The sequence below is a fragment of the Sinomonas sp. genome (genome assembly GCF_036848755.1).
Classification (GTDB): Bacteria; Actinomycetota; Actinomycetes; order Actinomycetales; family Micrococcaceae; genus Sinomonas.
The window spans coordinates 1-15,283 of the sequence record NZ_DAIUJO010000012.1; the positions used below are offsets into that span (position 1 = coordinate 1).

Consider the following 15,283-nt stretch of genomic DNA (forward strand, 5'->3'; position numbering starts at 1 on the left):
AGCGGCGACGACGGCAACGGCCGAGAGACGGCCGAAACGAATAGCCTTCACGAAAATGACCCCTTCCAGGGTGATTTGAGGTGCGCCGTGCGAAGGGCGCTGACCATCGGGTGCGTACGAGTCGTACTGACTTCGAACGTAAGAGCCTCAGGTAACGAGATTCCGCGACGATGGTTAACGCAAGGTGAACACGTGGGGGAGGGCCGGTGACATCTGGCGCGGGAGTCTTGCACATCACACGGTTGCCTGAGTAATGGAACGGCTCCCAAGCTCCAGGCAACGCAGAGGTGAACGCAGCGCTCCCACCCGTCGTGGTCCAGCGCCCAGCATGCCTCCCTAAACTGCCTCTATGGAGATCGCTCACGGGGGGAAGGCGCCGGAGGGAGAGTCGACGCGGCCGGCTTCGGGGACGGTGAAGCTCGCCGGCGTGCCCCGGGCCGCGAGGGACCGCGCACGCGCCGGCTGGGCGCGCACCCGCGCCTCCCTCATGCCCGTTCTCCTCATGGCGTTCGGCGCGGTCTCGGCCTACCTCATCGCACAGCAGCTCCTGCACCATGTAGGCCCCATCTTCGCTGCGACGTCCGCTCTCGTCTCACTCGGCTTCGGGCGCGACCTCACGCTGCGCAAGGTGCTCGAAGTCTCCGCAGGCTGCACCCTCGGGATCGTGCTGGGCGACCTCATGGTGACGTTCTTCGGCGGGGGTATCACCCAGGCCGCGATCGTGCTCGTCGTCTCGCTCCTGCTGGCCCGCTTCCTCGACCGCGGGGTGATCTTCGCGACGCAGCTCGGCATCCAGTCGCTCTTCGTCGTGCTCCTGCCGGCCCCGGTCGGCGGCCCGTTCACCCGGAGCCTCGACGCCGTCGTCGGCGGCCTCGTCTCGCTCCTGATCACGGCGCTCCTCCCGCGCGACCCACGCGTCCAGCCCCGGCACGACCTCCAGCAGCTGGTCGGTGCGTTCTCCGAGATGCTCCGCGAGTGTTCCGAGGCGCTCATGCACGCCGATTCGACCCGCGCGTGGCATGCTCTCGTGCGCGGCCGCGGCTCGCAGAGCCTCGTCGATGCCATCCGGACCACCCTCAAGTCCTCGAGCGAGGTCACGCGCCTCGCACCCGCCTACCGCCGCTACCGCTCCGAGATCGAGAACTTCGAGCACGCCGTCGAATACCTTGACCTCGCGCTCCGGAACGGACGGGTGGTCGCGCGTCGGATCGCGAGCGCCATCAACAACGCCGCGCTTTCCGAGGCGGGGGCGGAGAGCATCGCGGAGCTCCTCGAGAACACCGCGGAGGCGCTCGACCTCGTCGCCGCCGGGCTCTCGACGACCGACCGCGAGGAGCGACGCGTCAACCGCCGCACTGCGGGCCTCATGCTCGAAGACATCGCGTCCCGGGCCCATCCCCGCAAGCTGCACGTCGAGCGGCTCGAGGGGGAGGCGCTCGTGATCCTCATCCGGCCCATGCTCGTGGACCTCCTCGAAGCCTCCGGCTACGACCACGAAGAGGCGGTCGCGCTGCTTCCGGCCCTGTGAGGGCGCCGTCGGCGCGCCCGCGACGGGCTGGCTCCGGGAGCGCGCGCAGGAATGTCGGAGCTCCCCACTAGCCTTGGTTCATGGCTTCGAAGACCTCCACACGCGCCTCCCGGCCCCAAGCCGGATACCGCTGCGCAGAATGCGGCTGGACGACCGTCAAGTGGGTTGGGCGGTGTGGCGAATGCCAGGCCTGGGGCACCGTCGAGGAGGTCGGCGCCGCCGTGGCGCGGACGACGGCGGCGGTCACCGTCCGCGAGCCCGCGCGCCTGATCGCGGAGGTCGACGCGACCGAGGCCGCCTTCCTGCCGACGGGGGTGGGTGAGCTCGACCGCGTCCTCGGGGGCGGCCTGGTACCGGGCGCCGTGATCTTGCTTGCCGGAGAGCCGGGGGTGGGCAAGTCGACGCTCCTGCTCGACGTCGCGGCCAAAGTCGCGAGCGCAGGTTCGCCGACGGCCCCTTCACCGGTCCTCTACGTCACAGGCGAGGAGTCGGCCGCCCAGGTCAAGCTGCGCGCCGAACGCATCGGGGCGGTCTCCCCAGGGCTCTACCTCTCGGCGGAGACGGACCTCGGCCAAGCCCTCGGCCAAGTCGAGAAGCTCGAACCGCGGCTCCTCGTCGTCGATTCCGTCCAGACGCTCTCGAGCGCCGAGGTCGAGGGCAGCGCGGGCGGCGTCTCGCAGGTCAGGGAAGTCACGGCGTCGCTCATCGCTGCCGCCAAACGGCGCAATATGACCACGCTCCTCGTGGGCCACGTGACGAAGGACGGGTCGATCGCAGGGCCGCGCCTGCTCGAGCACCTCGTGGACGTGGTGTGCCAATTCGAGGGGGAGCGGCACTCGAGGCTCCGGCTCATCCGGGCCGTCAAGAACCGCTACGGCCCGACGGACGAGGTCGGGTGCTTCGACCTCGGCGAGGACGGGATCGCGAGCGTCACGGACCCATCGGGGCTCTTCGTCTCGCGCACGAAGGAGCCCGTGTCCGGGACCTGCATCACGGTCACGCTTGAGGGGCGTCGGCCTCTTCTCGCGGAGGTTCAGTCCCTCCTCGCCGAAAGCTCGAACGCCCAGCCCCGTCGGGCGACGAGCGGCCTCGACTCCTCGCGGGTCGCCATGCTGCTCGCCGTGCTCCAGCAGCGGGCCGGATGCGTGCTGCACAAGGACGACAGCTACGTCGCGACGGTCGGCGGAGTGAAGCTGAGCGAGCCCGCCACCGATCTCGCGGTGGCCCTCGCGGTCGCGTCCGCGAAGACCCGCCAAGCCCTTCCCCAACGGCTCATCGCGTTCGGCGAGGTCGGCCTCGCGGGCGAGGTGCGGCCCGTGCCCGGAATCAACCGGCGCATCCAGGAGGCCCACCGTCTCGGCTTCACCCACGCCGTCGTGCCGGCGAGCCCCACAGGACCCGGCGAGATTCCGGCCGGGTTCTCCGTGCGCGAGGTGAGCCACGTGGCCGAGGCCCTCGGGCTGCTGATCGCGGAGAAGTAGAGCGCACAATGGTCGCCGAATCGTTGCCGTAGGCGAACATCACGCGCCTGTACGCGCATATAGCATGGAACCCGTGCCCACTGGGTGCCTTTGCTGTGCCGCGAAAGGGAATGACATATGGCTCGGAGTCCCGAGGAAGTGCTAGCCGCCACCTTGGGTCGGGTAGCACCGGGAACGGGCCTCCGCGATGGCCTCGAGCGGATTCTGAGGGGCCGCACGGGTGCGCTCATCGTCCTCGGCTTCGACCGCACCGTCGAGTCCATCTGCTCGGGCGGCTTCGAGATCGGCATCGACTTCTCCCCGACACGGCTCCGCGAGCTCGCGAAAATGGATGGTGCCATCGTCACGGACCGCGAGGCGAAGACGATCCTGCGCGCAGCGGTGCACCTCGTCCCCGACCCGACGATTCCCACGTCGGAGTCCGGCACACGGCATCGGACCGCCGAGCGCGTCGCGATCCAGACTGGACTGCCGGTCATCTCGGTGAGCCAGTCGATGCAGATCATCGCGCTCTACGTCCGGGGCCTGCGCTACGTGCTCGAGGGTTCCGAGAAGGTCCTCGCGCGCGCCAACCAGGCCCTCGCGACGCTCGAACGCTACCGCGCGCGCCTCGACCAGGTCACGAACTCCCTCTCCGCACTCGAGATCGAGGCGATGGTGACGGTTCGCGACGTCGCACAGACCCTCCAGCGGCAGGAAATGGTGCGCCGCATCTCGGAGGAAATCGGCCAGTACGTTCTCGAGCTCGGCGAGGACGGGCGCCTGCTCTCCCTCCAGCTCGAGGAACTCACGGTCGGACGCGGGCCGGGCAGCGACGTCGTCATCCGCGATTACGCCGGCGACGACGCGACGGCGGAGACGATCGACGCCGCCGCCCTGGCCCTCACCGAACTCTCCTCGACCGACCTCATCGACCTCAACCGCATCGCCGCCATCCTCGGCTACGCGGGCGGCGAGAGCACCCTCGACGCCGTGGTCGAGCCACGCGGCTACCGACTCATCTCGGGGCTCAAGCCCGTGCCGCGGGCCGTCGCCGACCGGCTCGTAGACCACTTCGGCGGCCTACAGAATCTTATGGCAGCAACGATCGAGGACCTCATGACAGTGGACGGCATCGGCGAGCAGCGGGCGCGGACCGTCCGCGAGGGACTCAGCCGAATGGCCGAAGCGAGCCTGCTCGACCGCTTCCTCTGAGCACACCGCCTGGCCGCCCCCTCGTCTGGAGGGTCGGCTCTCTCGCATCAGAACAGGCCTAGGCTAGAGGGCAGATCGGCCCCTCTGATCTCCTGGCGAAAGGGCGCGAAAGACATGGGTGACAATCACGAGCACACGAGGGTCGTCGAGTTCCAGAACCTGCTCCTCGACAGCGCCGACATGAGGACGTTCCTCGACGGCCTCTCCTCGGCAGCCGCACGCGGCCTCTCCCACGAGATCCCGGTTCAGTGCAGCGTGACCGTCTCGCGGGACCGCAAGCCGACGACCATGGGCCTGAGCGCCGAGCTCGCGGACGAGCTCGACCAGATCCAGTACGCCGCCCTCGAGGGGCCCTGCATCGACGCCCTGCGCACCGGGCACGTCTTCGATGTGCGCGACCTCGAGACCGAAGAACGGTGGCCCCGTTACACGGCGGGACTTCGCCCCACGGGCGTCCGGTCCATCCTCGCGGTACCGATCCCCCTCGCGGGCAGTGCGGCGGCGGCGCTCAACTGCTACGCGTACGCCCCCGAAGCGTTCGGCCGGGAAGCGCGCCAAGACGCCCTCGAGTTCGCGCAGGTCGCCTCGACCTCGGTCGCACTTGCCGTGCGTCTCACTTCGGAGTCGGACCGGGCGGCCGATCTGGCGACCGCGCTCGAGTCCAGGACGTCGATCAATCTCGCAGCGGGCGTCATCATGGCCCAATCCCGCTGCACCTCCGAGGAGGCCATCGAGATACTCAAGCGGGCCTCGAACCACCGGAACGTCAAACTCCGCGACATTGCCTCCTCGATCCTTGCCCGCTTCGACGATCCCGACCCCGACACGCACTTCAGCTAGAGGCTCCGATCCGGCCGGCTATTGGAGCGTGAACACAGCCTTCGGGCTGTCGAGGGGACCGAGCGATGTCGTCAGGACGTAGGTGCCGGGAAGGGGCTTGACCGGGACGTCCCTGCAGCCCTCGGTCGAACGCACGCGCGGCCACGGGAAGTTCGCGGTCTCACTCGCCCCTGGAGCGAGGGTCTTCAGGAGGTCGGCCGAGCCGTCCTGGCAGTCCTTCGAGTCGAAGATGCGGTCGGCGCCGCTCTCGATCAGGTACTCCATCTGCGACGTGCCAACGTTCAGCGTGCACGGAATGCTGTTCTGGTTCGTGACCTTGAGCGTCAGAACCGGGTCTTCGGTGGGGCCGTAGACCCGTTTGTCCGTGGAGGCCGTGACTGCGAACTTCGCAGGGTCGCACGCGACCGTCGGCGTAGGCGCCGACGTTGCCGCGCCCGGGGACGCCGCGCCTGCGGACGCGGAAGCTCCAGTTGCCGCATCGGTCGGGCCAGCGGACGGCGAGGCCGAGTTCGCGCTCGGCGACGAAGCCGGCTGCGAGGTGGCCGTGGCCGCGACAGGACCGCCGTCCTCCGACGTCCGGCCCGACGCCGTCGGGTGGCCCGAGCTGCGCACGAGCGCCCAGGCACCGCCGCCGAAAGCCACGAGCACGAGCGCGAGGAGCGCCCCGACGAGGAGCCGACGGCGCCGGTAGACGGCAGGGCTGTGGCGACGGGGTACGGGGCGCGAGGCAGCAGGCCGAGAGGATCCCTGACCGTTCCTGCCTCGTCCTCCACCCTGTGTTCCGCGCGCTGCCATGCGTCTAGGCTAGGAAATCTTGGGCTGCCCGCGGGCGCGCCGCGCCGCGCGGCTAGAGTGGAATCGCCCATAGCCGGTCCCGGGACCCGAAGGAGGAGCTCTGACCGCGAAGCTGCACGGCGCCGTCGTCCGCTGGTTCGCCGCCGAGGCCCGCGACCTCCCATGGCGTGACCCCGAATGCAGCCCGTGGGGCGTGCTCGTGAGCGAGGTCATGCTGCAACAGACCCCGGTGGCGAGGGTGCTCCCGGTATGGCGCGAATGGATGGAACGCTGGCCGAAGCCCGGAGATCTCGCGGCCGAGCCGTCAGGGGAGGCTGTCCGCGCCTGGGGGCGCCTCGGTTATCCACGCCGTGCGCTGCGCCTTCACGCCGCCGCCTCCGTCATCGCCACGACGTACGGCGGCGAGCTGCCGGACTCCGAGGCAGGCCTCCTCGCGCTGCCCGGTGTGGGCGGCTACACAGCTGCCGCGGTCGCAGCCTTCGCGTTCGGCCGGCGGGCGTCCGTGGTCGACACCAATATCCGGCGCGTGCACGCGCGGCTCGTCCGGGGCGAGGCACTCCCGGCCCCGGCTCTCACGGCGGCGGAGCGGCGGCTCGCCGAGTCGCTCCTCCCGGACGACGACGAGACTTCCGTCCGCTGGAACGCAGGGGTGATGGAGCTCGGGGCCATCGTCTGCACGGCACGTTCGCCCAAGTGCTCGGTCTGCCCAGTCGCCGATGAGTGTGCGTGGCGCGCGGCAGGGGAGCCCCCGCCGTCGTATGTTCCGAAGGGCCAGGCGTGGCACGGCACTGACCGGCAGGTGCGAGGCGCCGTGATGGCGGTGCTGCGCGAGGCCTCCCGCCCGGTGCCGCGCGCTGCCCTGGAGGCGCCACCGACGGCGGTCACCGACGCGGGTGTGACGGCCCCAGGGCTCGCGCGCCTCCACGCGCTCGCGCCCGCCCCGGAACAGCTCGAACGCTGCGTCGCCGGGCTCCTCGCGGACGGCCTGGCCGTCGAGCTCCCTGCCGGGCTCGCGCTCCCCCACTGACGGCGCCCCCAGGGACAGCGCCCCCAGGGACAGCGCCCCCAGGGACAGCGCACACAGCGCTGCGCCCGCGCGCGGCTACTCCCGCGCGCGCCCCGCGAGCCACTTGATCATGCGCGTATTGCCCAGGGTGTTCGGCTTGACGCGGGCCAAGTCGAGGAACTCGGCAACCCCCTCGTCGGCGGAGCGCAGGAGCTCCGAATACACCTCGGGATCCACCGCCGACTGGTCGGCCATGACCTCGAATCCGTGGCGCTCGAAGAAGCGCACCTCGAAGGTGAGGCAGAACACGCGCTGCACGCCGATTTCGGCCGCGTCCTCGAGGAGCCGCTCCACGAGGGCGTGACCCACGCCGTGGCCCCGCCAGCTGTCCGCGGCAGCGAGGGTGCGGACCTCGGCGAGGTCCTCCCACATGACGTGGAGCGCACCGCAGCCGACGAGCTCCCCATCCTCGGTCTCCGCGACCCGGAACTCCTGGATCGATTCGAAGTAGGCCACGGACTCCTTCGAGATGAGGATCCGCCGCTCCGCGAGAGGGGCCACGAGCCGCTTGATCGCCGCGACATCGCTCGTGCGCGCGCGTCGCACCCGGAAGGTCGGGGCGGCGGCGGGCTCGGTCGTGGCTTGGGCGGCTGTCATGCAGCCATCCTAGAGCCCGAGTTCCTTAGGCAGGTCACGCTCCTCCCCGAGGACGTGCTGCGCGAGGAACGAGCTCACGACGCCGTACCAGACCTTCGCGTGCTGCGGCTTGAGGATCCAGTGGTTCTCGTCCGGGAAGTAGAGGAACCGGTGCGGCGTGTGCCCCGACTCGTCGACGGCCAGCTGCGACTTGCTGAGGAGCTCGTACCAGAGCCGCAGGCCCTCCCCGATCGGGACCCGGTAGTCCTTGTCCCCATGGATGACGAGCATGGGCGTGCGGATCTCGCTGACCGCGCGATGCGGCGAGTACGCCTCCTGCATGGCCTCGTCCATTTCCTTCGCCCAGTAGTGAGCCATGTCGGTGGTCATGCCGAAGCCCTCGAGTGCCCAGAGGCTCGCGTGGGTGACGATCGCCCGGAAGCGGTCCGTGTGGCCTGCCACCCAGTTCGCCATGTACCCGCCGAACGAGCCCCCCATCGCTGCGGTCCTCTGCGGGTCGAGATCGGGCCGTTGGAGTGCCGCATCCGTGAGGGCCATGAGGTCGGTGAAGGGCTCGGCGCCCCATCGTCCCCAGCCGCGCTGGATGAAGTCCTGCCCATACCCGGTCGAGAGGGCCGGGTCCGGGAGAAGGACGGCGTAGCCCTGCGCCGTCAGGAGCCAAGGGTTCCATCGCCACGTCCACGCGTTCCACGACCCGATCGGCCCTCCGTGAATCCACAGGAGCAGCGGATGGCGGGTTCGCTCGCTGCTCGGGTTCTCCGCGTTCCGCGGCAGAGCGAGCCACGCGCGCAGGGGCGTCCCGTCGTCGGCGGTCGCGGTGACCTCCTCGAGGCGTCCTGGGATCTCGGGGCGCTCCGTCGGATTCGCCAGCCTGGTCACGTCCCCGCTCGCGAGATCGATCCGCACCGCCTCGGCCGGGAACAGGTACGAGCTGCGCAAGGCGTAGGCGGCCGAGCCGTCGGGTGCGACGACGACGTCGGTGTAGGCGGCGTCGTCGGACGTCACCCGGGTGACCTCGCCGCTCGCGGCGTCGATGCGGAAGACCGGCGAGCGCCCGGCGTCGTCCGCGCTGACGAGGAGGGCCGAGCTGTCCGGGAGCCACACCTGGGGGTGGGCCTGGCGGTCCCAGTCCGGGGCGGCGGGGCGCAGCTCACCGCTCGCGAGGTCGAGGAGATGCAGTTCGCTCCGGTAGGACTCGGTGGGCGTCGTGTGGGGTTCGACGACGACGGCGAGCGTGCGGCCGTCCGGGCTTGCCGGACCGGGGAAGAAGTCCTTGCGGTCTTCGGCGAGCAGCGTGCGGCGGGTGCCGCTCGCGGCGTCGATCGCGACGAGCTCGCTCCGCTGGTCCGCCTTCGCAAGCGACGTGAGGACCCCCGCGTACAGCGTCGTGCCGTCCGCGCTCACGTGCGTCTCGCCGAAGCGGAGTCCCGGCCCGATGCCGACGGTGAGGTTGCGGAGCTCGAGCGCGGGCGCCTCGTCGACCGTGGACGGCCTGCCGGGCTCCGGCGCCTTGGATGAGCGTTCGACGGCGAAGAGCCGCGGCTCGTCGGGGCCGAGGTCTGCGTCCCAGAAGCGGACCGGGTAGCCCGAGTGGAGGATCGCTGAAACTTTGCCGTCCTTGCGTTCCTTGCGGCGCTTCTCGTCGTCCTCCTCGTCGGCGGTCCCCGCCAAGGCCGAGGCTTGGACGAACGTGGCGTCCGCGGTACGTGCCGTCAGGACGGAGCCGACGCCGCCGGCCCGGCTCAGCGCGACGCGCGCTTCTCCGCCGTCCCGCGGGAGCAGCCACAGCGCATTGACCGGTTCCTCGTCCGGCTTCTCAGGGTCGGGGCGGGCCGAGGTGAAGAAGAGGTCCCCGTTCGCCGCGAACGCCGCACCCGCCTCGCCCTTCGCGCTGCGCGTGATGCGCCGGGCCGGGCGTTGCCCAGCGGGGTCGATCTCCCAGAGCGCCGAACCGTACTCGGTGCCGTTGCCGTTCACGGTGGCGACGGTTGTGACAAGCCTCGAGCCGTCGGGGCTCAGCACGAGGCCGCTCAGGCGGGGGATCGCCACATAGTGGTCAAGGTCGTGGAACGGGGTCTCGGGGGCAGGCTGCGGCTCGCGGTGCGGTGTCTGGGGCTCTTCGGTCTGGACGTCGGCGCTCATGGCACCGATTCAACCCGTTCTGTGGCGTGGGGCACAGAGGCGTTCACTCGTGGTGAAACACTTCTTTCAGACCCGCGCCCCTCCTCCTTGCGCCGTCACGTCCGCAGGGTTCACACCCTGCGGACGTGACGGCGCAAGGCTAGGCGGGCTCCCCGAAGCCCTGCTCCACCTGCTCCCGCACCAGGCGCACGGCCCGCGCCGCGTCCGCCCCCGAAGCCTCGACGACGAGCTGCTCGCCCTTCTTTGCCCCCAAGCCCATGAGAGCCATCACGGACTGCGCGTCGACCCCGTTGATCGTCACCTCCGCGTCCAGCTGAGAGAGCCTCCCGGCAAGGACTGCCGCCGGCCGCGCGTGCAGCCCGGTGCGGTTCGAGAGCGTGAGGACAGCCGACTCCGACGGCTCGGCCACTTCCGGCGCCTCCTCGGGAACGGCACCCGGAACCGCCTCCTCCGCGGCCCGCACGACCGCGTCCAGGCCCGCCCCGGACTCGGCCGCGACCGCAGCCGCCACGGCACCCTCGACGAGCGCGGCGTCCGCGATCCGCACCCGTGAGCGCTGCTCGTCGTCGAGGAACTCGAGCACCGACTCCGCCGTCATGATCGCGGAACCGAGATCGGCAATGACAACGACGCCCGCGCCGCGATCGGCCTCGGCGATCCCCTTCATGACCTTCTCGAAACTTGTGCCCACACCGCCGTCGTCGGTCCCGCCCGCCGCAACGAGCGGCACTGAGGCCGCCATCTGCTCCGCGAGCTCGACGACTCCCTCCGCGAGTCGGACGCTGTGCGAGACGATGAGCAGGCCCACTGGGCTCACGCGACCTCCCCCGCGCTGATCTCGGAGACCGCGGCAGTCACGGCCGCGCGCAGGATGTACGACGTCGACATGGCCCCCGGGTCGAGGTGGCCCGCGCTGCGGCTCCCGAGGTAGCTTGCCCTGCCCTTCCGGGCCACGAGCGGTTTCGTCGCCTGGGCGCCGGCCTCGGCAGCGGACGCTGCGGCCTCGAGCGCCGCCTCGCCGTCGGCCGGCGTCGAAGCCGCTTTGACCGCGGGGGTCCACGCGTCGACCATCGTCTTGTCGCCCGGCTCGGCCTTGCCTCGGGCCACGATGCCGTCCCGCGCCGCCGCCAACATGGCCTCGACCCCAGGGCCGTCGAGCTTGTCACGGTCGCCCGCCGCCACCGACGCGCGGAGGAATGCCGTGCCATACAGTGGGCCGGCCGCCCCGCCCACCTTGCTCATGAGCGTCATCGCCGCGAGCTTGAGGGCGGCCGCCACGGAATCGCTCGGCCCCTCGTCGAGCTTCGCGACCACGGCGCGGAAGCCACGGTCCATGTTCTCGCCGTGGTCGCCGTCGCCGATGGCCCGGTCGAGGTCGATGAGCTCCTCGCGCCGCTCGGCGAGGACTCGGGCGCACTCCCGAAGCCAACGATCAGCCCACGCGGCATCTAACGCCGTCATGATCACACCCCCCATCGCAGCGCCGGAGTCCTGACCGGCGCGTCCCACAAAGCGGTCAACTCGTCGTCGAGCCGCAGGACCGTGATGGAGCAGCCCTGCATCTCGAGCGACGTCGTGTAGTTTCCCACCAGGCTCCGCTCTACGCTCGCTCCCCGCTCCGCGAGAAGCTGTGCGGCGCGCCGGTACACGATGTACAGCTCGGAGAGGGGCGTGCCCCCCATGCCGTTGACGAACACGAGCACCTTCTCCCCGCCCCGGAGGCCGAGGTCCTCGACGACGGGGGTGAGCAGGTGCTCCGTGAGGGCGTCGGCGGGCTCGAGGCCGACGCGCTTGCGCCCCGGTTCACCGTGGATGCCGATACCGATCTCGATCTCGTCCTCCGCGAGCTCGAAGCTCGGCTTCCCGGCATGCGGGACCGTGCAGGGGGTCAGGGCGAGGCCCATGGACCGGACAGCGGCGACGACCTTATTCGCCACGGCTTCGACCGCGTCGAGCGGGTCGCCCCGCTCGGCAGCGGCGCCCGCGATCTTCTCGACGAGCACCGTCCCGGCGACCCCGCGCCGTCCTGCCGTGTAGAGGGAATCCTCGACCGCGACGTCGTCGTTCACGAGGACGGACCGCACCTCGATGCCCTCCGCTTCGCACAGCTCCGCGGCCGTCTCGAAGTTGAGCACGTCGCCCGTGTAGTTCTTCACGATATGGACGACGCCGGCCCCGCCGTCCGCGGCCCGGGTCGCCGGAAGGATCTGGTCTGGCGTCGGGGACGTGAAGACCGCCCCCGGGACGGCGGCGTCGAGCATGCCCTGCCCCACATAGCCCGCGTGGAGCGGCTCATGCCCGCTTCCGCCGCCCGAGACGAGCCCGACCTTGCCCTGCACGGCCCCGCCCCTGCGGGTCACGTAGAGGGGATCCAGATGCACCTCGACGAGGCCCGCGTGGGCCAGGCCAAAGCCCTCGACGGACTCGTCCACCACGGCCCTCGGGTCATTGATGAGCTTCTTCACGTTCTTCCTTCGCCCGGGTCAGTCCACGTCATGCTCGCCCCGCTCCTCGTCGTCCCCCTCGTCGCCAGGCTCGCCAGCGGGGGCGGTCCCGCCGCTGGCCTCCTGCCCGCCGGCCTCCTGCCCGCCGGCCTCCTGCCCGCCGACCTCCTGCTCTGGGGTGGGGCTGCCGTAGCCTCCCTGTTCCTCGGCGCGCTCGACGCCGGCATCCTCCGGCCCGCTGGTGCTCGTCATAGCTCTCCCCTTCCGTCACGAGGACCGCCGGGCCCGCCGGCGGTGCCCGGCAACGCCGGGCACTCCGACCGTAAGCAGAGGCACCCGCACAACTCCAGACCCCACAGATATTTTTGGGGGACGCGAGAGGGCGCCCCGACGCCCGGGCACAGACGACGGCGGCCCCTCCCCCTGCGAGGTGAGGGGCCGCCGTCGTCATTCAGCCTGTCAATTCAGCCGGTTACGCGCCGAGCTCCTTCGAGCCGCCCTTGCCAGCGGAGACGACCTCGGGGACTCGCGGGCGAGGCGTGCCGACGAAGGTGAACTTCGCCAGATCGCCCTCGCCCTCGACGTCGACGAGCACGATGTCGCCGGACGAGATGTCGCCGAAGAGGATCTTCTCGGAAAGCTGGTCTTCGATCTCGCTCTGGATCACGCGGCGCAGCGGCCGGGCGCCCATGGCGGGGTCGTAGCCGCGCGTTGCGAGCAGGACCTTCGCCTTCTGGGTCAGCTCGATGCCCATGTCCTTGTCCCTGAGCCGCTTCTCGAGCCGCTCGATCATGAGATCCACGATCTCGATGATCTCTTCCTGCGTCAGCTGCGGGAACACGACGATGTCGTCGACGCGGTTGAGGAACTCGGGGCGGAAGTGCTGCTTGAGCTCCTCCGTCACGCGGGCCTTCATCCGCTCGTACGTCGTCTTCGTGTCCGTGCCGGACTGGAAGCCCGTCATGACGCCCTTCGAGATGTCCCGGGTGCCCAGGTTGGTCGTCATGATGATGATCGTGTTCTTGAAGTCCACGACCCGGCCCTGGCTGTCGGTGAGGCGCCCGTCCTCGAGGATCTGCAGGAGCGAGTTGAAGAGGTCCGCGTGGGCCTTCTCAACCTCATCGAACAGGACGACCGAGAACGGCCGGCGGCGCACCTTCTCGGTGAGCTGGCCGCCCTCTTCGTAGCCGACGTAGCCCGGAGGGGCGCCGAACAGCCGCGAGACGGTGTGCTTCTCCGAGAACTCGGACATGTCGAGCGTGATGAGGGCGTCTTCCTCGCCGAAGAGGAACTCCGCGAGGGCCTTCGCCAACTCGGTCTTGCCGACGCCGGTCGGGCCCGCGAAGATGAACGACCCACCCGGACGCTTGGGGTCCTTGAGCCCGGCACGCGTACGGCGGATGGAGCGGGAGAGCGCCTTGATGGCGTCGTCCTGGCCGACCACGCGCTTGTGGAGCTCGTCCTCCATGTGCAGGAGCCGCGAGGACTCCTCCTCCGTGAGCTTGAAGACCGGGATGCCCGTCGAGTTCGCGAGCACCTCGGCCACGAGCTCCTCGTCCACCTCGGCCACGCCGTCCATGTCGCCGGACTTCCACGCACGCTCGCGCTCGGCACGCTCGGAGATGAGCTTCTGCTCCTTGTCCCGCAGCGCGGCCGCCCCCTCGAAGTCCTGCGCATCGATCGCGGATTCCTTCTCGAGCTTGAGGCTCGCGATCCGCTCGTCGAGCGCCTTGAGCTCCGGCGGCGCCGTCATCCGGCGGATGCGCAGGCGCGCGCCCGCCTCGTCGATCAGGTCGATGGCCTTGTCCGGGAGGAAGCGGTCGCTGATGTACCGCTCCGACAGGTTGGCCGCGGCAGCGAGCGCGCTGTCCGTGATCGTGACGCGGTGGTGCGCCTCGTAGCGGTCGCGGAGGCCCTTGAGGATCTCGATGGTCAGGGCGACCGTCGGCTCGGCGACCTGGATCGGCTGGAAGCGGCGCTCGAGCGCGGCGTCCTTCTCGATGTGCTTGCGGTACTCATCGAGTGTCGTCGCGCCGATCGTCTGGAGCTCGCCCCGCGCGAGCATCGGCTTGAGGATGCTCGCTGCGTCGATCGCGCCCTCCGCGGCGCCGGCGCCGACGAGCGTGTGGATCTCGTCGATGAACAGGATGATGTCGCCGCGCGTGCGGATCTCCTTGAGCACCTTCTTCAGGCGCTCTTCGAAGTCGCCGCGGTAGCGGGAGCCCGCCACGAGGGACCCGAGGTCAAGCGTGTAGAGCTGCTTGTCCTTGATGGTCTCCGGGACGTCTCCGCGCACGATCGCCTGGGCGAGGCCCTCGACGACGGCGGTCTTGCCGACGCCGGGCTCGCCGATGAGCACCGGGTTGTTCTTGGTGCGGCGCGAGAGGACCTGCATGACGCGTTCCATCTCGTGCTCGCGGCCGATCACGGGATCGAGCTTGTTCTCGCGCGCGGCCTGCGTGAGGTTTCGGCCGAACTGGTCGAGCACGACCGAGCCGGCTGGGCTGCCCTCGGGCTGACCGGGGCCAGAGCCGGTCGACGCCGTCTCCTTGCCCTGATAGCCCGACAGGAGCTGGATGACCTGCTGACGGACGCGGTTGAGGTCCGCGCCGAGCTTGACGAGGACTTGGGCAGCGACGCCTTCGCCCTCACGGATGAGGCCGAGCAGGATGTGCTCGGTGCCGATGTAGTTGTGGCCGAGCTGCAGCGCCTCGCGCAGGGACAGCTCGAGCACCTTCTTGGCGCGCGGCGTGAACGGAATGTGACCAGACGGCGCCTGCTGGCCCTGGCCGATGATCTCCTGCACCTGCTCCCGCACACCGTCCAAGGAGATACCAAGGGATTCGAGGGCCTTTGCGGCCACTCCCTCCCCCTCGTGGATAAGACCCAGGAGGATGTGCTCGGTGCCGATGTAGTTGTGGTTGAGCATGCGGGCCTCTTCTTGGGCCAGCACGACCACGCGGCGGGCGCGGTCTGTGAATCTCTCGAACATCGCTCGAACTCCCCGGTGTTGCTGATTGGGTGCAGGGCTGCCAAAGGCAGCACTGGCAAGTAGTTCGATGCTACGTGGCGGCCGCTGAGCGCACAGCGCTGTTCGCCACAGGGTGAACCGGCCTGCCTCCACGGAAGTCCCCCCGAGCTTCCCCGGACGGCGTCCGCGGAGGGTTCGTCCGGCGTCGTCCGTCGTCCGGCGAAC

13 protein-coding genes are annotated in these 15,283 nt (G+C 70.1%); 5 read left to right on the plus strand and 8 right to left on the minus strand.

Annotation, left to right across the window (positions count from 1 at the left end; all coding sequences use genetic code 11):
• Positions 1–349 precede the first annotated feature (349 nt).
• The 4 genes from V7053_RS03125 (at position 350) to V7053_RS03140 (ending at position 5,043) form a co-directional block, all read left to right on the plus strand.
• On the plus strand, positions 350–1,528 hold the full coding sequence (locus V7053_RS03125) for an FUSC family protein (RefSeq protein ID WP_334170811.1): 1,179 nt from the start codon (positions 350–352) through the stop codon (positions 1,526–1,528).
• Between the two features lie 80 nt (positions 1,529–1,608).
• The gene (gene radA / locus V7053_RS03130) at positions 1,609–3,009 is read left to right on the plus strand and encodes a DNA repair protein RadA (RefSeq protein WP_334170812.1); all 1,401 of its coding nucleotides are present in this window, start codon (positions 1,609–1,611) and stop codon (positions 3,007–3,009) included.
• Between the two features lie 117 nt (positions 3,010–3,126).
• Positions 3,127–4,203 carry a DNA integrity scanning diadenylate cyclase DisA gene (gene disA, locus V7053_RS03135; protein WP_334170813.1) on the plus strand — a complete coding sequence of 359 codons (1,077 nt, stop codon included), beginning with the start codon at positions 3,127–3,129 and terminating at the stop codon, positions 4,201–4,203.
• A 114-nt stretch (positions 4,204–4,317) separates the two neighbouring features.
• Positions 4,318–5,043: a GAF and ANTAR domain-containing protein gene (locus tag V7053_RS03140; RefSeq protein WP_334170814.1), complete on the plus strand. Its 726-nt coding sequence runs from the start codon at positions 4,318–4,320 to the stop codon at positions 5,041–5,043.
• A gap of 18 nt (positions 5,044–5,061) precedes the next feature.
• Here V7053_RS03140 and V7053_RS03145 read toward each other — a convergent pair whose 3' ends face one another.
• On the minus strand, positions 5,062–5,838 hold the full coding sequence (locus V7053_RS03145) for a hypothetical protein (RefSeq protein WP_334170815.1): 777 nt from the start codon (positions 5,836–5,838) through the stop codon (positions 5,062–5,064).
• A 211-nt stretch (positions 5,839–6,049) separates the two neighbouring features.
• Here V7053_RS03145 and V7053_RS03150 point away from each other — a divergent pair, with 211 nt between their 5' ends.
• A complete protein-coding gene (locus tag V7053_RS03150) occupies positions 6,050–6,865 on the plus strand; it encodes an A/G-specific adenine glycosylase (RefSeq protein WP_443022493.1) in 816 nt (271 codons plus the stop codon).
• Positions 6,866–6,940: 75 nt separating this feature from the next.
• On the opposite strand, the gene V7053_RS03155 is transcribed toward V7053_RS03150, so the two are convergent.
• The 7 genes from V7053_RS03155 to V7053_RS03185 all read right to left on the minus strand — a co-directional run bounded on the left by V7053_RS03155 (position 6,941) and on the right by V7053_RS03185 (position 15,079).
• Complete coding sequence (locus V7053_RS03155) at positions 6,941–7,501, minus strand: amino-acid N-acetyltransferase (RefSeq protein ID WP_334170816.1); 561 nt, start codon at positions 7,499–7,501, stop codon at positions 6,941–6,943.
• Between the two features lie 9 nt (positions 7,502–7,510).
• Entirely contained in the window at positions 7,511–9,643 is a 2,133-nt protein-coding gene (locus V7053_RS03160; RefSeq protein WP_334170817.1) for a S9 family peptidase, read from the minus strand.
• 139 nt (positions 9,644–9,782) lie between these two features.
• A complete protein-coding gene (dhaM, locus tag V7053_RS03165) occupies positions 9,783–10,460 on the minus strand; it encodes a dihydroxyacetone kinase phosphoryl donor subunit DhaM (protein ID WP_334170818.1) in 678 nt (225 codons plus the stop codon).
• Positions 10,457–11,104, minus strand: coding sequence for a dihydroxyacetone kinase subunit DhaL (gene dhaL, locus V7053_RS03170; RefSeq protein WP_334170819.1), 648 nt, complete (start codon positions 11,102–11,104; stop codon positions 10,457–10,459). The genes dhaM and dhaL overlap by 4 nt, the downstream gene beginning before the upstream one ends.
• Positions 11,105–11,106: 2 nt before the next feature.
• On the minus strand, positions 11,107–12,108 hold the full coding sequence (gene dhaK / locus V7053_RS03175; RefSeq protein ID WP_334170820.1) for a dihydroxyacetone kinase subunit DhaK: 1,002 nt from the start codon (positions 12,106–12,108) through the stop codon (positions 11,107–11,109).
• Between the two features lie 18 nt (positions 12,109–12,126).
• Positions 12,127–12,339 carry a hypothetical protein gene (locus tag V7053_RS03180; protein ID WP_334170821.1) on the minus strand — a complete coding sequence of 71 codons (213 nt, stop codon included), beginning with the start codon at positions 12,337–12,339 and terminating at the stop codon, positions 12,127–12,129.
• Between the two features lie 220 nt (positions 12,340–12,559).
• Positions 12,560–15,079, minus strand: a complete 2,520-nt coding sequence (locus V7053_RS03185) for an ATP-dependent Clp protease ATP-binding subunit (protein WP_334170822.1) — start codon at positions 15,077–15,079, stop codon at positions 12,560–12,562.
• Between the last annotated feature and the right edge of the window lie 204 nt (positions 15,080–15,283).